Origin of the sequence: Burkholderia sp. WP9, from assembly GCF_900104795.1 — a bacterium.
GTDB lineage: Bacteria > Pseudomonadota > Gammaproteobacteria > Burkholderiales > Burkholderiaceae > Paraburkholderia.
In genome coordinates this window covers 1,043,949-1,060,273 of sequence record NZ_FNTG01000002.1, presented here as the reverse complement: position 1 = coordinate 1,060,273, position 16,325 = coordinate 1,043,949, and the positions used below count along the sequence as shown (strand labels likewise).

General features: G+C 65.6%; 15 protein-coding genes. 3 read left to right on the top strand and 12 right to left on the bottom strand.

Annotated features, from left to right (window positions below; translation table 11 throughout):
* Positions 1–8 precede the first annotated feature (8 nt).
* Positions 9–728 carry a ribulose-phosphate 3-epimerase gene (gene rpe / locus BLW71_RS26015; RefSeq protein ID WP_091803552.1) on the top strand — a complete coding sequence of 240 codons (720 nt, stop codon included), beginning with the start codon at positions 9–11 and terminating at the stop codon, positions 726–728.
* A 22-nt stretch (positions 729–750) separates the two neighbouring features.
* On the opposite strand, the gene BLW71_RS26010 is transcribed toward rpe, so the two are convergent.
* The 3 genes from BLW71_RS26010 to BLW71_RS26000 form a co-directional block, all read right to left on the bottom strand.
* Positions 751–2,133, bottom strand: a complete 1,383-nt coding sequence (locus tag BLW71_RS26010; RefSeq protein WP_091803548.1) for a DUF6513 domain-containing protein — start codon at positions 2,131–2,133, stop codon at positions 751–753.
* 111 nt (positions 2,134–2,244) lie between these two features.
* Positions 2,245–2,823, bottom strand: a complete 579-nt coding sequence (locus BLW71_RS26005) for a flavoprotein (protein ID WP_091803545.1) — start codon at positions 2,821–2,823, stop codon at positions 2,245–2,247.
* Positions 2,820–4,910 (bottom strand): sigma-54-dependent Fis family transcriptional regulator, encoded by a 2,091-nt coding sequence (locus tag BLW71_RS26000; RefSeq protein WP_091803542.1) that lies wholly within the window; start codon positions 4,908–4,910, stop codon positions 2,820–2,822. The genes BLW71_RS26005 and BLW71_RS26000 overlap by 4 nt, the downstream gene beginning before the upstream one ends.
* Positions 4,911–5,349: 439 nt before the next feature.
* Here BLW71_RS26000 and BLW71_RS25995 point away from each other — a divergent pair, with 439 nt between their 5' ends.
* Entirely contained in the window at positions 5,350–5,874 is a 525-nt protein-coding gene (locus BLW71_RS25995) for a dihydroneopterin aldolase (RefSeq protein WP_091803539.1), read from the top strand.
* A gap of 79 nt (positions 5,875–5,953) precedes the next feature.
* Here the strand turns inward: BLW71_RS25995 and BLW71_RS25990 are convergent, their stop codons facing one another.
* The 9 genes from BLW71_RS25990 to BLW71_RS25950 form a co-directional block, all read right to left on the bottom strand.
* Positions 5,954–6,361, bottom strand: a complete 408-nt coding sequence (locus BLW71_RS25990; RefSeq protein WP_091803536.1) for a hypothetical protein — start codon at positions 6,359–6,361, stop codon at positions 5,954–5,956.
* Positions 6,362–6,448: 87 nt separating this feature from the next.
* Positions 6,449–6,958: a formaldehyde-activating enzyme gene (fae, locus tag BLW71_RS25985; protein WP_091803533.1), complete on the bottom strand. Its 510-nt coding sequence runs from the start codon at positions 6,956–6,958 to the stop codon at positions 6,449–6,451.
* A gap of 101 nt (positions 6,959–7,059) precedes the next feature.
* Positions 7,060–7,998, bottom strand: coding sequence for a triphosphoribosyl-dephospho-CoA synthase (locus BLW71_RS25980; protein ID WP_091803530.1), 939 nt, complete (start codon positions 7,996–7,998; stop codon positions 7,060–7,062).
* Positions 7,991–9,025 carry an ATP-grasp domain-containing protein gene (locus tag BLW71_RS25975; RefSeq protein WP_091808882.1) on the bottom strand — a complete coding sequence of 345 codons (1,035 nt, stop codon included), beginning with the start codon at positions 9,023–9,025 and terminating at the stop codon, positions 7,991–7,993. The genes BLW71_RS25980 and BLW71_RS25975 overlap by 8 nt, the downstream gene beginning before the upstream one ends.
* Positions 9,022–10,062 carry a methenyltetrahydromethanopterin cyclohydrolase gene (gene mch / locus BLW71_RS25970; RefSeq protein ID WP_091803526.1) on the bottom strand — a complete coding sequence of 347 codons (1,041 nt, stop codon included), beginning with the start codon at positions 10,060–10,062 and terminating at the stop codon, positions 9,022–9,024. Before mch ends, BLW71_RS25975 begins: the two co-directional genes overlap by 4 nt.
* Positions 10,037–11,239, bottom strand: coding sequence for an ATP-grasp domain-containing protein (locus BLW71_RS25965; RefSeq protein WP_091803523.1), 1,203 nt, complete (start codon positions 11,237–11,239; stop codon positions 10,037–10,039). Before BLW71_RS25965 ends, mch begins: the two co-directional genes overlap by 26 nt.
* 43 nt (positions 11,240–11,282) lie before the next feature.
* The gene (locus BLW71_RS25960; protein ID WP_091803520.1) at positions 11,283–12,224 is read right to left on the bottom strand and encodes an NAD(P)-dependent methylenetetrahydromethanopterin dehydrogenase; all 942 of its coding nucleotides are present in this window, start codon (positions 12,222–12,224) and stop codon (positions 11,283–11,285) included.
* A gap of 116 nt (positions 12,225–12,340) precedes the next feature.
* Positions 12,341–13,369, bottom strand: a complete 1,029-nt coding sequence (locus BLW71_RS25955) for a beta-ribofuranosylaminobenzene 5'-phosphate synthase family protein (RefSeq protein WP_091803517.1) — start codon at positions 13,367–13,369, stop codon at positions 12,341–12,343.
* 179 nt (positions 13,370–13,548) lie between these two features.
* Positions 13,549–13,947, bottom strand: coding sequence for a 4a-hydroxytetrahydrobiopterin dehydratase (locus BLW71_RS25950; protein ID WP_091803514.1), 399 nt, complete (start codon positions 13,945–13,947; stop codon positions 13,549–13,551).
* 423 nt (positions 13,948–14,370) lie between these two features.
* On the opposite strand from BLW71_RS25950, the gene BLW71_RS25940 reads away from it, so the two are divergent.
* Complete coding sequence (locus BLW71_RS25940; RefSeq protein WP_091803508.1) at positions 14,371–16,188, top strand: methanol/ethanol family PQQ-dependent dehydrogenase; 1,818 nt, start codon at positions 14,371–14,373, stop codon at positions 16,186–16,188.
* Positions 16,189–16,325: the final 137 nt, after the last annotated feature.

The window sequence follows — 16,325 nt, the reverse complement described above, 5'->3', positions numbered from 1 at the left end:
AGACGCCAATGCGTGATTTCCTGATCGCCCCATCGCTGCTGTCGGCGGATTTTGCCCGCCTGGCCGACGAGATTCGCGACGTGACCGCGGCCGGCGCGGATTGGATTCATCTGGACGTGATGGACAATCATTACGTGCCGAACCTCACGGTCGGGCCGCTCGTGTGCTCGGCCATTCGTCCGCATACGTCCGTGCCGATCGACGTGCATCTGATGACGATGCCCGTCGATTCGCTCGTGACCAGCTTTGCCGAAGCGGGCGCGAATACCATCAGCTTTCATCCGGAAGCGTCGCTGCACGTACACCGCACCATCGAGCTCATCAAGACGAGCGGCGCGCGCGCGGGACTGGCGCTCAATCCGGCCACGCCGCTCACGGTGCTCGACCATGTGATCGAGCGGCTCGACGTAGTGCTCGTGATGTCGGTGAATCCCGGTTTCGGCGGGCAGGCGTTCATTCCGCAAACGCTGGATAAACTGCGGGCGTTGCGCGAACGGGTCGATGCGGCGATGCAGCGGACCGGACGGCGCTTGCTGATCGAGGTGGACGGCGGGGTGAAGGCGGCCAATATCGCGCAGATCGCGGCGGCGGGCGCGGATGTATTCGTGGCGGGTTCCGCGGTGTTCGGCGCTGGCGACTACGCGCGGGCGATCGCCGCGATGCGCGACGAACTGGAGCAGGTAAACGAAGACAGCGAAGGCGCTGGCGCGTTGGCGATGGCGCAATGAATGGACGCTCGGGCGCCGGCCTTCAGCGCTTTTTCATCGTCTCGCCCGGCGCGTGCCACGCCGTGAGGTCCTGCTCGGGACGCTCGACCGCGCAGCCCCAGTCGAGCGGCTGGTCCTGATCGAAACGCTTGCCGAGCCGCCATGCGATCTCCGCGCGCGCGAGCTGGACGCCCATATAGAATGCGTGGCCGCCGTCGGCTTCGAGATGCAGGTCAGGGTAGAGCGCGAATGGGTCGCCTGTCTGGCGATGGCCGTCGCGGTTGTAGACATGAATGCCGTCGGCGCTGACCTGGACACGGAAGTTGGGGTCGCGCACGTCGCGGGCAAACTCGTCGATTTCGGCGGCGCTGTACGGAAACGGGCGTTTGGCATGAACGGTCGCAAGATCGCTGTTGATGCCTTTGGGCAGCACCTGCGCCTCGCGGGCGGCGTGCATCACCCGGCGGGCTACGTCGGCTTCGCGCACCGCGCGCCGCGCATGCAGGCTGACTGACGTGGTGAGCACCGCGCTCACGCGAAGCTCCACGGCCATGCCGAGCAGGACGGCGTTGATGCCGCTGGTGTCGGCCTCGGTCAACTCGGTGACATTGCCGATGCCCATCATGATGGCAATATCCGGGTAACGCTCGCGCAGCCGGACATAACGCGCAATCGACGCGGCAAGGCCGAATGGAATCGGATCGAGAATCGGGTCGGCGAGAAACGCGCGTCCGCGTGCGGCGAGCAGCTCGATCGCGGCGTCGAGCGAGGCCGGATCGCCCGGTTCGCGGGCGACGAGGATCGGCGTGGACGGCACCTCGTCGGCGATCCATAGCGTATCGAGGTTCAGGCTCATCAGATAGTCGGCGCCGGCGCGGCCGCCGCGCAGCAGTTCTTCGCTACGCATCGAATCGACGCTCACACGATACCCCTGGTCTTTCAGCAGGCGCACCGCGTCTTCCAGATGCGGAAACGGCGTTTCGGGCAGGCAACCAATGTCGATCACGTCTGCGCCCTGCGCGGCGTACTCGCGCGCCCGCGCGGCGATGCCGTCCAGGTCGAGCCGAGGCGCATCGACGATCTCGGCAAAAATGTCGGTCTCGTAGCGCGTCAGGTCGAAAGGCTGCGCCTCGCGGCCGAAGAATTGCGGCAGATCCTTGACCTCCTCCGGGCCGCGCTCGAACGGCACGCCGTAGTGTTCGGCCAGCGCGGCGAGATCGCCACGGCAGCGACCCGGCACGATCACGCGCTGTGCGACGAGCGGAACAGGCACCCGGCGGCGGATCATGTCGGCCGTCATGAGTGCCGCGACCTGCAGGCCGATTTCGCGAATCTCCCAACTGAACGGCGTCGGCGCCATGCTTTCGAGCACGCGGATCAGGCTCTTTTCGGCGAGCCGGCCAGTCAGGAAGACAATGTGGTCCATGTCAGTACGCGTCGGTCCGCGCAAGGCGTATTGATTCCCACTCGGCGAGCCGCGACCGCAAGGTGCGTGGGGGCTGTTTCATGCGAGATTCATGCGAGATTCATGCGAGATTCATGCGAGATCGAGAGTCGACAAGCGTTCAGCGAGCGCCGCTTTCAGTTCATCCAGCGAGCGGACGAGCGTCGTGTATTCGAAGCGCGACAGGCGCTCAACGTTGTCGAGTTCGATCGCCCGCGGACGCAGTTCGACCCATTCGTTCGGGCTTTGCGTGACCACGGTCGGTTCCGTGTCGCATGCAAAGACAATGCCCGGAATGCATTGCTTGCCCGCCTGCGCGTACATATTGGTCGGCAGCGTATCGGAGATGCCGAACGCGCATTTGGCCACCGTATTGCTGGTGGCCGGCGCGATCACGACCGTGTGATACATACCGTGATAGAGCATGCCGACCGGCACGCCGCTCGCGCTATTGTCGCGAAACACGCGGAAGTGCTTGCGCAAGGTCGGCAGCGGCCAGCCGTAAAGCGGCAGCACTTCTTCCGCGGCTGCGGAAAGGAAGAGGTCGACGCGCGGCAACTCAAGTGCGAGCGCAATCGACTCGTCGAGCAAGTGGCCGGAGCCGGTTACGCACCATGCGAAGCGCGCATCGGGCTTGAAGTCCGCGAGATTGCGAGCGGGCGCCTGGGTCATGCGTTACAGGGCGGCGATTCTTCGGATGGCGAATCGTCGGGTGACAGTCCGTCGGGCGGCGCGCCGTCGAGCGCCGAGCCGTCGTGCGACAGACGGATGTGCAGCCGGCGCATCTTCCGGTACAGCGTGTTGCGGCTGATGCCGAGCGCCTTGGCGACGTTGCTGACATTCCAGCGATGCTCGTCGAGCAGCGTGAGAACGGTTCCGCGTTCGTTCAACTGGATCGCATTGAGCGCGGAAAGATCCGCTTCGTCGGCGAGATGCGGTTCGGGGTCCGCTACCGCCGTGCGGGAAGCCGCCACCAGTCCGGTTTCCGGCCCACGTTGCGTGACTTCGGCAGGCAGGTCTTCGCAGCGGATCGGCTGCCCGTCGCACAGCGCGATAGCCATCTGCAACACGTGACGCAACTGGCGGATATTGCCGGGCCACGCATAGGTCAGCAACGCGTGTTCGGCTTCCGGGGTCAACTCGGGTGGTTCATCGTCGGATTCGTTTTCGAGCAGATGATGAATCAGCGCGAGCTTGTCGATCCGTTCCGCGAGCGGCGGTAGATTCAGTTCGACGCCTTTGAGCCGGTAATACAGATCCTCGCGGAATTGCCCGCTATGCACGAGTTCGAGCAGATTGCGGTGACTCGCGCTAATGAGCTGAAAATCGACCTTGATGGTCGTCTCGGCACCGAGCGGCGTGACCTCGTGTTCCTCGATCACGCGCAGAAGCCGCGCCTGCAACGAGAGCGGCATGTCGCCGATTTCGTCGAGAAAGAGTGTGCCGCCGTTGGCCTGCACGATCTTGCCGCGCCGCCCTTCGCGCTGCGCGCCGGTGAAGGCGCCGGCACGATAGCCGAACAGTTCGCTTTCGATCAGGTTTTCGGGCAGCGACGCGCAGTTCACCGGCACGAACGGGCCCGCCGCGTGCGGGCTGATGCTGTGCAGCGCCTGCGCGAAGACTTCCTTGCCGGTGCCCGTTTGCCCGCGGATGATGACCGGGATTTTGCGCTGGACCACGCGCGCCGCAAGCTGGATTTGCGAAGCCATGCGCGGGTCGCCGAATTCGAGGTGCGCGATTTCGTCGAGCCGGGCCGGCGCCGGCCGTTTGTCGACGGCGCTGGCGCGCGCGGCCGGCGCTGTCATCGCCACCCTGGTGCCGCGCCCCGCGCTGCTTTGCGGCGTTTGCGCGACGAGAAAGAAGCGGTTGGTCGCGTTCGCGCTATACACGGTAACAGGATGAAACGACCCGCGAATGCTGCGCGCGATCATGTCTTCGAGCGATGCATTGAAGGCTTCCTCGATGCGCCGGCCGCGCAATTCGCCGAGCGTGCGGAAACCGAGCTGAAAGAGGGCGCTGCGATTCGCGGCGAGCACCGTGCTGTCGTCCGCGACCGCCAGTTTGCCGCCGTGCAGCGTACCAACGAATTCCGGGCGGCTGTGGAAGTGGATCATGTTCGCGTGCCGGTAACGCGCATCCAGCAGGCGGTTTTCGATCATTTGCCGCGACATGCCCACGAGCACCAGAGAATGCTGCTGGAGCAGCTTCGAGCGGCTCGTCACGTCCAGCACGGCGGCAATCTCGCCGCGGTCGTCGAAAATCGGCGCGGCGGAGCAGGTGAGCGACGTATAGCGCGGATAGAAATGTTCGTGCTGGCACACTGCGATGCAGTCGCGTTCGGCCAGACACGTGCCCATGCCGTTCGTGCCGGCTTCGCGCTCGCTCCACAAGGCGCCGACGCGAAAGCCGTCTGCCGCCACGGCTTCAGCGAAAGGCACCGACGAAACCTGATGGACGATCATCCCACCCGCATCGACCAGCACGACCGCCAGTTCGGGATCGGCCAGTTGCTGATAAAGCGTGGTCATTTCGAGCTTCGAGCACGCGATCAGATCGCCCATGGCATCGCGGCGCGAGCTTAGTTCGTAGTCCGTCAGGACCGGGGGCGTGACAAAACGGGAAGGGTCGAGCTGGAATTCGTTCATGCAGCGCGCCCACGATTGAGCGACGGGTTCGCTCGTCGGTCGCGTTGCCAACTGATGGTTGACGACGTTCAGAACTTCACGGACGTGCAGCGTGCTGTCAGCAAGCAACGACATAGGGCCTGTCTCCGTTGCGTCAGTTCGTGCGCGCCGGTCCGCATTGCGTTGCATGAGTTCTGCTTCGCGATGCACGCCACGAGTGCCGCTTTATCGATACTGTCTTCCCCTCGCGCCGCGGCTTCTGCGGTCCGTATGCGCACCGAGTGATTCGCCGTTATGTCAGGCGTCGGCTTAAAACTGTACGCCGGATGTCGCTCCCGTTCAATAAGAAGTCGCCATAACCCTACATGGCGTGCCCGATTTTTGCTTTTCCCGAAGCCATGCCGTGAAGAACGTTTCCAGCTCGCCGGCAGCAGGGAGAGTGTTGCAGGTTCGGCGCAGAGTGCTGCGCGTGCTGTCACCCGACCTGCTTTATGTTTACCCGTTTGCGTTTACCCGAATCCCGTCGTCTAACTCGTCTTGCTCAATTTTTTGCCGCACTGCGGCGGAGTACACCATGGACCGTATCGATGCCGTTCGCCTTGCCAGTTTCTCCGCTGCCGGCGCGCCGGGCGCCACTGTCCCGTCCGATTCGCCGGCTACCGGCGCGCGGTCCGGGCGCATGGACATCGTTTTTATCGAGGAATTCATCGGTCAGACGATTATCGGTATCGACAGCAGCGAGCAACATGTGCTGCAGCCGGTGAGGATGAACCTCGCGATCGGGGTTCCCGCGATCCGTGCATGCACGACGGATCGTATCGAGGACACGATCAACTATGCGGCGGTACGCAATGCGCTGCATGCGCTGCTCGCCTCGCACGGCGTGCGCCTGCTCGAAGCGCTTGCCGAAGCGGTGGCGCGCCTGCTGATCAACGACTTCGGCGCTCATTGGGTGCGTGTGGCGCTCGCCAAACCCGCCAAGTTCGATGACGTGGCGGCCGTCGGCGTGCAGATCGAGCGGCAGCGCAGCGATATGGCCCAACCGGCCACGAGTCTCGTGGGGTATGCGTCGCTTGGAGCAGGGTTGATTCCGAACTGAGCGCGACAGAGCGGCGCGGCGCCGTTGCCGGCTCCGCGCGCCAAGGCCCTCACACGCCTCACACGCGTCACACGCTCGGCTATTTCGCCGACGCCGTTTTGTCGGAGCCTATTCCGCAACTGTGATAGGCCTCCGTCTGCAACGTGCGGAATTTCTTCGTCTGCGCCTTCGCGTGGTCGACCCGAAATTCCGAGCCGCCTTCGCCGCCCAAGGTTGCGTACTTCGAGAACGTCGACTGAGCGACGAAGTCATCGTAGGACAGCTTGGCGGCCATCTTGTCGATCACGCACGAGCATTTATAGACGTTCACGAAATCGTGCCCGTTGTCGTCCATGCAACTCAACACGTATTCGACGCGGCCCTGCGTCGGGTAGTTGTAGCCCCCCGCCGGGGCAGGCGCCGTGGGCGTGTCGCCGTCCGCCCAGGCGAGCGGTACCGCGAGCGCGATGCAGGCGAAGGCCGCCAGCGCACGACATCGTATGGTCATCTCATGCCTCTATCAAAGAGTTCGCGCTTCAGCCCGGGGCCCGCGTAACGGCGGGCGCCCGTCGCATTCACGCGAACTCGCGCACACTCAGTTCGGGGCAAACGGATGCGCGACGCTGCCCTTCTTCGCCACGACTTCCGCGGCAGTCGGTTCACCGGCAACCGCGCGCTGGATCGCCTCACGCGTTGCCTTGTAGTTGAACTCCTGAATCTTCTTGTCGTCTTCCGCCTGCCAGTGAATGAAGACGCCGACGCACAGGAACAGGTCGTCCGCCTCGTCCTTCGGGATCGTGCCGTCCTCGACGCTGTCCGCGACAGCGAGCGCAACGGCGTGCTGCGCGGGGCCGAACATCTGCACGGCCTGTTTGGCGCCCTTGATGGTCACCTTGTTGAACAGAATCGTGTTCGGCTTGGTGAGGAGGTTTGGTGCGATGACGGCAAGTAGAGATGTAAAGCCATCCTTATTATTGGTGAGCGCATTGCAGAATGCGGTTTCCGCAGCCGAACCCCGCGGTCCGATCAGCAAGTCGATGTGTGCGACCTCGTTGCCGTCGCCGACGAGCGACTCTCCTATCAGCACGCGATTGATCTTGGCCATTCTGTTCCTCCGATGAGTGGAATACGGACTTGCTGACTGACATGCCGCCGGTGGCGATCGTATTGCCCGATCGCCGGGCGGCTGGTTGATGCACGGTGGCACTAACTAACAGGATCCGTGCCAGTGCGCGGTTCGCGCCGCTCGCGTGGCGATGCGCCGGCGCTGCAGGCGCAGGCGAGGCAGCCGGCGACGAACAGCGTCGCCACGGTCAGGTCCGCGCTGGTGCCGGGGTTGATCGCGCTCGCCTTCAGTTCGGCATCCCATGCATCGAGCGGTTGAGCCGCCGCGTCAGGGTGCTTTTGCGCGAGCGCGAGGCGCCATTGCGCGTGCCGTTCGCGTGCCGCAAGCGTGACACTCTGCGCCACGGCGCGACCTTGCTTACGCACAATGTGAGAGTCGGGCCAGTGGCCGAGAAAGGTGAGAAACACATTGAGGGTCGCGACGTGCGGCTGATCGGCGGGCATCTCGCGATACGCGGCGAGCCCGGTTTCGAAGATGTCGCGAAAGCTCTCCGCGTATTGACGGGCGATGCTGTCGCGCCCGGCGGCGAGGGTCATCGCCTCGCGCAGGTTGACCGTGGGCGGCTCGTGGACCGATTGCTCGGGGGCTTCGCCGAGACCGCCGGGGTTGGCGAGCGCAATTGCGCGGTACGTGAGGCGCGCGTCGTCGATATCGAGCCGCGCGAGCACGCGTGTGGTCGCCGTGCGCCAGGCGTTGGCCGACAGCGGGCGCACGGTGTCCTCCAGCGCCGCGGCGAGCGGGGCGACGAGCAGCAGGATGCCGAGGTTCGTGTTGCAGCCGACCGCGTCGCGCGTGCGGGTCAGCGCATCGAGCACGCGCTGGCCGACCGGCGCGCCGCGTTTGAGCAGCGCATCGGCGGCGGCCTCTGCGCTGGTGATGAACTGCGCTGCTCGCATGCCGTGGCCTGCGCTTTGCACGCTGACGTTGCCGGGCTTGGGCGTTTCCACATCGAGCCGGCACGCCGCTAGGAAAGCGGCGTGAACGTCGTCGACTGCGACGGAACAGGGAGGCTCAGCCATGACGTCCATGCAACGCCACGACGGCGGCCTCGCCGGTTTGCGCGGGCTCACTGACGGCGCGGCGCTGCGCGGGCAGCTTGCGCTGCAGCAGGTCGTCGGCGAGCGCCGCGGCGAGATCGACCGGCGTGACAGACTGCAGGCCGCGCCATGCCGCCACGCCGTTCACTTCCAGCACGAGCGGCCGGGCAGCGTCTTGGGGATCGGGAATCAGGTCGACGCCCGCATAGTCGAGTCCGAGTGCCTCTGTGGCGCGCACCGCGGTTTGCGCGAGCGGCAGATCGAGTTCGGCCGCCTCGCATGTCGCGCCTTGCGCGAAGTTATGAATCCAGCCCTTGCCGCCGACCCGCCGCATCGCCGCCACGGCGCGGCCGCCGATCACCAGCACGCGCCAGTCGAAACCCGGGCGGCCGCCATCGATATAGCGCTGTAGATACGCAACCTGCTGATACGGTTTGAGCGAGGGCAGAGGGGCCAGCGCGCCAGAATGGGGGCCGCCCGCGCCGAGCCGTTTGAGTCCGTGGCCTTGCGAGCCGAACAGCGGTTTGAGCACGACCTGGCGTCCGGCCGCCGCTTCGCGCATCAGCACACGCTGCGCGAATGCCGCCGATTCGCCGGCCCATGTCGCGGGCGTCGGTACGCCGTTGCGGTGCAGCAGAAAACTCGTCATCGATTTATCGACGCTGCGCTCGATCGCGCGCGCGTCGTTGTAGACCGGCACGCCGGACTCGCGCAGCGCATGCAGGATGCCCAGCCGCAACGTGACCTGCTCGAAGGTGCCGCCGGCAATGCCGCGCACGAAAACCGCGTCCGGCAGCGTGTGACCGAAGCCCGGCAGCACCAGGCCATACGGCTCCCATGTCGTGTCGATCCGGCAATCCGCCAGATCGATGCAGCGTGCTTCCGCGCCGCGCGCGCGGAAGGCTTTTTTCAGACGTCCGGTATGCCAGCCCGTTTCGTCGGTCATGATCGCGATGCGCAGAGTCGCTCGCGGGGTGACGGAGTCGGCGTGAGGCTCGGGGACGCTCATGGCTTGCCGCCCCATTGGTCGTGCAGCAATGCCGCGTCGACGCGCCCGCCGTGATACGTCGCGCCGCTCTCAAGACTGCTCACCCACACTTCGGCGGGCGCGAACAGCGCGGGATCGATCTGATAGAAGTCGTAATTGAACGACGTGAAGATGTCCGCGAAAGGGCGGCCGTAATCGCGTGAAGTAGATGCGGGCAATTCCTCGGCGAGCTGTCTGGCCACGGCATCGTGCTTCACGGTGAGATGCACGCGGCCGCCGTACAGGATCGCGTCGTTGGTTCGCCCCATTGCCTGAATGCCGTCCGGCGCGGGTGGCGGCAGCGGCGCCGAGCCGCCGCCTTCCACCACCTCGTCCAGCGCGACGCCGAGCACATGCGTTTTGTGCAACGCAACCTCGACGACACGCGCCACCACCTGTACCGTTCCCGCGACAGAGTGTGTCGGCGTGGTAATGAGCGTCAACCGCTCAGGTGCGAGGCCGCAGTCGTGCAGCACCTTGTCGATCACGACCTGCGGCGGCAGGCGATCGACCTCGAGCACCAGCACGCCGCGCTCGTGCCGGTCGCGGTAGCCGAGTTCGGCGAACAGCGGCTCTTTCACCGCCAGCGCGCGCGCCGGACCCGAACCGAGCGAGAAGAACTTCTTGCCGCCGGTCTGTTCCTTCGTCGCCGACAGGCTCCAGCCGGCGTACTGGCTGCCGAGGCAGGCGAGCACCGGCCACGAGGTGCGCACTTCGATCATGCTGGGCCACAGCGGCTGCGCGTCCAGGCTTTCGCGCACCGTGACGTGGCCGAGGCCGCCCATGCAGATGCGCGCAATCAGCACGCCGGCCGCGACGCTGCCGGGCGCCGTGACGCCCGCGTCGACCAGCACGGTGCCGTGTTCCGTGTGGGTGATGGCCGCGCCGAAGCGCACGGCGTCCTCGACCAGACGGCTGACGAGACGCTCGCTCAGCGCGTTGACGCTTAGCGCGGCAGCACCGGCGAGCGGCGGCTGCGGAGGTTGCGGCGCGTCAGGAGTGGCATTGGATGAAGGCATAGTCGGGTTCATGACAGGTTTCGATTCGTTGCAGAACGAGCGCATGCTGCGCGGCGAGCGCGTACCGCACGGCGTCCACCGAAGTTGCGCGCACGAGCAGCGTGCAGACCGGGTCGCCGGCGTCGATCCGCATGCCGGGCATGGGCACGTCGCGGCAGAGCGGGTCGCGCAGGCAGGCGTCGCTGAAGGACGGGGAGACGGCGAACGGACGCGGCGCGAACAGCACCTGTTGACCCGCGCGCCACGGCGACGCAGTGGGCGCTGGCGGCAGACGGCCGTGGCGGCAGGCTTCGATATGACAGGCGAGCAGGCCGCGCGGCCACGCGTGCGGCGACGCGGTCTCGTAGAGCGTCATCGTCGACGAGGGGCGGGTGTTGATTTCGAGCAGTTCGAACGCGTCGCCGTCGAGCAGAAAGTCGCAGCTATTGATGCCGGTGAGGCCGGTCTGCGCGCTAAGCGCGGCGATGGCCGCGTGCACGCGTGCCACCACGCTCGGCGGCAGATCGATCGGACCGATCGATCCGGTATGAACGAAAGGCAGATGCCCCATTGCGCAGGTGAGTTGCTCCGCGAAGCCAAGCACGCGCGCACTGCCGCGAGCGGCAATGAATAGCGCCGATAGCGAGCGCCCGTCACGTCGGCGCTGGAAATAGGCTTGCGCGGGCACGCGCGCATCGCCGAACGCCGAGGCCGGCTCGATATGGGTGCCGCCGCAACCGTCCGCGCGTTTGACCAGCCATCCTTGCATGGTAGCGGGCGGCGCGAACGCGACCGGCGGATGCGGAATATCCAGCGCGTCCAGTAGCGCGAAAAACCGCTGCGGTTCGCGCACCGCGGCGCTCGCTTCCACAGGATTGCCAATGAAGCGGGGCAGGCCGGGCATCGCGCACAAGCGCGCGACGAACGGCTCGAGCCCGCTGCCGTCGATCCAGCCGATGAGGCCTGGCAAACGCGCGGTGCGTTCGAGCGCCGCGGCGAGTTGCTGCCCGTCGATCGCCAATGGCCCGCCGCCAATGTCGAACCACAACTCGGACGCTTCGCGGGTATCGCGGTCGCCGAACACATCGAGCGCGGCGACGCGCAGGCCGGCGCGCGCGGCGGACTGCGCGAGCATGCGGGCGGACAGTCCCGCCACGACGACGAACGGCGCGTGCGGGAGCAATGGGCGCGGCTTCATGGCGACTCGGGTCGTGGTAACGCGCGGGTGCGACGCAGCGCACTCAACCGAGGCCGGCCGCGACGACGCGGGCCTCGTCGAAGGCTTGCGGGAAACCCAGGTAGACCGGCTTGCCGCCGGTGCGCATGCGGATGAAGAGACGATGCTCCACCTGGTATTTGACATTGCCGATCGCCAGCGCGCCGATGCCGATGGCGCCGCCGGCCGTCGGCACGCCTTCGATCGGTTTGCCGTCGTTCATCACGTTGACGCCCGCAATGCCTTCCGGCGGCACGGCGTTCACATCAGCGGCAATCAGCAGATGCCGGGCATGCGCGAGATCCTCGGTGCCGACCACCTGCACGCCGGCGATGGCCGTGGCGAGCACGATTTCGGCCTCGCCCAACGCGGCGCGCAGTTCTGCCGGGGTTGCCGTGCCCACGCCCTTGGTGACGATGCCAAAGCGCTGATTGATGTCGTCGCTGACATGCATCGCACGCGCCGGGTCGCTGTGGCTTGCAATCGACACGTCGGCGCCGAGCGAGGCCGCCATGGCCGCGGCCACACGTCCCACCGCGCCGGTGCCGCCAAGAATCAGCACGCGCTTGCCGCCCAGTTCCATGCCGAAGGCCTTGGCGAGATGCCGCTCCACCAACGCGACGAGCGCGGCGGCGGTCGTGTACGAGCCGCTCGGATCGGCGAACACGGAGACTTCGAACGGCGGCACCATGGCTTTGCGCGCGCTGTCGAGCATGTCGGCCGCAAGCATGACGTCGCGTCCGCCGATGAAGATGCCGGTGCGCGACACACCCTTCGGACCACGCGAGAAAATCGCGTCCTGAGTGAGGTTCGCGACAATCCCCGCATCGACGCCGCAGTACGGCACGATGATCTGGTAGCCGGCGTCGGCGGCCATGTTCACGTCGAATGGACTCATCTGCGGCGTGGCCGTGAACATGTGCAGGATATAAGGTCTTTCAGCGGGCTTTTCAGTGGTGTCGGACATGGCGGAAGGCTCGTTTCAGTGATATTTCTCATGCAAGGCGCAGGGGAGGGCTCGTGGCGGCGCGGGGTTGTCCGCGGCTGGCGGATCGGCGGGCCGGAGCGCGGGACCGAGGCGCATCATGCGGCGTCGATGTGCTGCTGCTGCCGTGCTTCGGCGGAGCGCACCGTCGCGCCGCGATTGCGTCCGGTGACGATCGTGCATTCGATGTGCGGCAGTCCGCGCGTGGCCTCGCGTGCCGTGGCGAGCGCAGCTTCGGCCTCGCGCGCGTTGGCGACGATCGCAAAGCCCGTCGGTCCCCACGAGGTCTGGCCGATGCCCGCGGTTCGCTCGGCGGCCACGGCGCGCAGCGCGCGCTCGACATCGGGGCTCGCGAACACGCCGCCTTGCACGGGCGCGAAGTATTCGCCGATGGTTTGCTGCATCTGCGTCAGACCCTGCGCGAAGGGCACGATGTTGCGCTCCGCGGCGCCCGGCAGAATCTTCATCAGCACGAGGTGGCACAAATGCGCGGCGAGTTGTTGGGGAAACGGCGCGAGCGCGGCGAGGCCGCGGCGCTCTTCAGCACCGTGCAGGCCCTCGCGGGCGTTGTCGCTGACAAGCAGCACACGCCAGCTATCGGGAAACGGCTGGCGCGCGAGCAGAGGCGGCACGCCCGCATGCAGATCGCCGGACGGTCCGCCGTCCACCAGCAGGCCGCCGGAGTCGAAACCAAGTACGCCGATGCCCGAACGGGCGCCGCGTCCGAGCAGACTGGCAAGCTCGGCTGTGGTCGCCACGTGGCCGAGCAGACGAACGAAGGCGCTGCCCACGGCGAGCGAGAGTTGCGTGCCCGATCCCATGCCGCTGTGCGCGCGCGGCGTGCGGACCATCTCGATCGCGACGGGCGTCGGGTCGTAGGCCGCGTGCAGCCGTTCCAGACAGATCGCAATGCGCTCGCGTTCCGCATCGGTCACCACACCGTCGATCCGGTCGCGCTCGGCGAGCCGCGCTTCGACGCGGGTGCCCGCGCCGTCGATGACCAGCCCGAGACTGCCGAACGCGCGTCCGAGCGAGGCGTTCGGATCGAGAAACCCCAGATGCAGCCGCGCGGGCGCGTCGACCGACACGGTGGCTTGAGGCGGAAGGCGGCGAACGTGAAGCTGCATCGCGAGTGTCCTTGTTCGTGCTTGAGTGGCCGCGCATGACTTGCCGTGCATGAGTTGCCGTGCATGAGCGGGCATACCCGAAGAGGCCGCCGCGGCGACCGCGCGTGCCGCGGCGCGGCGGCCCGGCGGGGGACTTCAAGCGAAAGCCGTACCAGGCCCGCAGCACGCGGCGGCGCGCTTCAATCGCTCGGGGTGGTTTTCGGCTTGTCGTACTTGATATAGCGGAAGCGTTGATCGTCCGTCGGTGTGCCTTCGAGGGGGCCGCCTTCAGTGCCCGGCTGCCACTGAATGAACGACTCGATCTTGCTGGCGAGCGCGAAGTCCTTGTCCGTGATGCCTTTTGCGGAATGCGTCTTGAGCTTCACGGTGACGAATGCGTAGGAGACCGTGAGATCAGGGTGATGCCAGGCTGCTTCCGCGAGATGGCCCACCGCGTTCACGACCATCAAAGTCCCCTTCCAGCCTTCGGTGCGGTATTTGCGCCGCAGCCACCCGTCTTCCAGATACCAGTGCTGTAGCGGGCCGACGAGGCGTTGCTGGATCTCCTCGTCGGAGTAGACCTGTTCTGCGTTTGCCATGACCGTTGCTCCACACGTGTTGGAACCACCCTTAACCACATGATGCGCTGCAAATGACGAGCCAGTGAACGGGTCGCGCCCTGGGTGCGCGCGTTTTGTTGCTGCCTGCTTCGCGACGGACACGCTTCGTACCGGCGCGTGACACAGTATGTCCCACCCGGGGCGGCGCAGCCGTTGCGGCCACGCTGCCGATGCGCGGCACGCTTCGCCGCGCGGCGCACCCGGACGAGCTTCTGGCGGCGAAGGATGCGCACGGTGGTTCGATTCCGGCATGGAATATGCGTTGGCCGTCATGCGCCATAAAGCCCGGCAACGATCGGGAAGCGGCGCTGATCGTTACCCGCATTCGAGGAGGCGCGCCCGATGCGACGAGGTAGCGTGGGTCATTCGTGAGTTGAACAGCAAGACCATTCTGGAGGAGACATGAACTTACGCACCACGGTTCTTGGGCTCGCGATCCTCGCGTCGGCAGCCTTGAGTTCTTTCGTTGCACAGGCCGACTCGCAGCTCGACGGGCTCATGAAGAATCCGTCCAACTGGGCGGCGCAGGCGGGTGATTATGCCAACCGTCGCTATAGCCCACTCAAGCAGATCAACGAAAACAACGTCGGGAAACTACAGGTCGCCTGGACCATGTCGACCGGCGTGCTGCGCGGCCACGAAGGCTCGCCGCTCGTGATCGGCGACACCATGTATATCCACTCGCCGTTCCCTAACAAGGTCATTGCCATCAACCTGAAGGATCAAACGTTCATCTGGCAGTACTTGCCGAAGCAGGACGAGTCGGTGGTCTCCGTGATGTGCTGCGATACCGTCAACCGCGGGCTCGCCTATGGCGACGGCAAGATCTTCCTGCAGCAGGCGGACACCAAACTCGTCGCGTTGAACGCGAAAACCGGCGATGTGGTCTGGACCGCGCAAAACGGCAATCCCAAGGCAGGTGAAACCAACACCAACGCGCCGCACGTGTTCGGCGACAAGGTGCTGACCGGCATCTCCGGCGGCGAGTTCGGCGTGCGCGGGCGTCTCATTGCGTATGACATCAAGACCGGCAAGCCGGCCTGGACGGCCTACAGTACGGGTCCGGACAAGGACATGCTGATCGACCCCGACAAGACGACGACCTATGCCGACGGCAAGATGGTGCCGGTGGGCGCGGACTCGTCGCTGAAGTCGTGGAAGGGTGATCAGTGGAAACTGGGCGGCGGCACCACCTGGGGCTGGTACGCGTGGGATCCGAAACTCAACCTTGTCTACTACGGCACCGGCAATCCGGGTACATGGAACCCGACGCAACGTCCGGGCGACAACAAATGGTCGATGTCGATCTTCGCGCGTGATCTGAACACCGGTCAGGCCAAGTGGGTCTACCAGATGACGCCGCACGACGAGTGGGACTATGACGGCGTGAATGAAATGATCCTGTCCGACCTGTCGATCGACGGCAAGAAGGTTCCGGCTATCGTTCACTTCGATCGTAACGGTTTCGGCTACACGTTGAATCGCGAAACCGGACAACTGCTGGTTGCGCAGAAGTTCGATCCGGCGGTGAACTGGGCTGATCACGTCGATATGAAGAGCGGCAAGCCGATTCGCAACGCGGCCTATTCGACGCAGGCAGCCGGCTCGGATCACAACGTGAAGGGCATCTGTCCGGCGGCGCTCGGCTCGAAGGACCAGCAGCCGGCAGCGTTCGACCCGGGCTCGAGCTTGTTCCTCGTTCCGACCAACCACGTCTGCATGGACTACGAGCCGTTCGATGTCGACTACGTGTCGGGCCAGCCGTATGTGGGCGCCACGCTGTCGATGTATCCGGGCCCGAACGACAACAACTCGATGGGTAACTTCATTGCTTGGGATGCTTCGAAGGGCAAGATCGTCTGGTCCAAGCCGGAGCGGTTCTCGGTATGGTCGGGCGTGCTCGCGACCGCGGGCGGCGTGGCCTTCTACGGCACGCTGGAAGGCTACATCAAGGCCGTGCGCATCAAGGACGGCAAGGAACTGTGGCGCTTCAAGACACCGTCGGGAATCATCGGCAACGTGTTTACCTACGAGTATCAGGGCAAGCAGTTCATCGGCGTCTATTCGGGTATTGGCGGCTGGGCCGGTATCGGCATGGCGGCGGGCCTCGAGAAGTCGAATGAAGGCCTCGGCGCGGTGGGCGGTTATCGCGAGCTTGCGAAGTACACGGCACTCGGCGGCACGCTGTTTGTGTTCGCCATTCCCGGCGGCAACAGCTGAACGGCCGGGTCAGGTTGAAACGCGCGGCCGGTTTGCCCTGTGAAGGTTCGGGCAGCCGGCAGCGCCTTCGATCACACGAGTCGTCTACGAGTTATCCGGCCCGCGCCATTTCGTCTAAGCGTCGATGAAACGCGCGA

Bases quoted from the DNA above. Each gene is read 5' to 3' on its own strand.
- rpe (WP_091803552.1), top strand. From the start codon at position 9: ATGCGTGATTTCCTGATCGCCCCATCGCTGCTGTCGGCGGATTTTGCC.
- BLW71_RS26010 (WP_091803548.1), bottom strand. From the start codon at position 2,133: ATGGACCACATTGTCTTCCTGACTGGCCGGCTCGCCGAAAAGAGCCTG.
- BLW71_RS26005 (WP_091803545.1), bottom strand. From the start codon at position 2,823: ATGACCCAGGCGCCCGCTCGCAATCTCGCGGACTTCAAGCCCGATGCG.
- BLW71_RS26000 (WP_091803542.1), bottom strand. From the start codon at position 4,910: ATGTCGTTGCTTGCTGACAGCACGCTGCACGTCCGTGAAGTTCTGAAC.
- BLW71_RS25995 (WP_091803539.1), top strand. From the start codon at position 5,350: ATGGACCGTATCGATGCCGTTCGCCTTGCCAGTTTCTCCGCTGCCGGC.
- BLW71_RS25990 (WP_091803536.1), bottom strand. From the start codon at position 6,361: ATGACCATACGATGTCGTGCGCTGGCGGCCTTCGCCTGCATCGCGCTC.
- fae (WP_091803533.1), bottom strand. From the start codon at position 6,958: ATGGCCAAGATCAATCGCGTGCTGATAGGAGAGTCGCTCGTCGGCGAC.
- BLW71_RS25980 (WP_091803530.1), bottom strand. From the start codon at position 7,998: ATGGCTGAGCCTCCCTGTTCCGTCGCAGTCGACGACGTTCACGCCGCT.
- BLW71_RS25975 (WP_091808882.1), bottom strand. From the start codon at position 9,025: ATGAGCGTCCCCGAGCCTCACGCCGACTCCGTCACCCCGCGAGCGACT.
- mch (WP_091803526.1), bottom strand. From the start codon at position 10,062: ATGCCTTCATCCAATGCCACTCCTGACGCGCCGCAACCTCCGCAGCCG.
- BLW71_RS25965 (WP_091803523.1), bottom strand. From the start codon at position 11,239: ATGAAGCCGCGCCCATTGCTCCCGCACGCGCCGTTCGTCGTCGTGGCG.
- BLW71_RS25960 (WP_091803520.1), bottom strand. From the start codon at position 12,224: ATGTCCGACACCACTGAAAAGCCCGCTGAAAGACCTTATATCCTGCAC.
- BLW71_RS25955 (WP_091803517.1), bottom strand. From the start codon at position 13,369: ATGCAGCTTCACGTTCGCCGCCTTCCGCCTCAAGCCACCGTGTCGGTC.
- BLW71_RS25950 (WP_091803514.1), bottom strand. From the start codon at position 13,947: ATGGCAAACGCAGAACAGGTCTACTCCGACGAGGAGATCCAGCAACGC.
- BLW71_RS25940 (WP_091803508.1), top strand. From the start codon at position 14,371: ATGAACTTACGCACCACGGTTCTTGGGCTCGCGATCCTCGCGTCGGCA.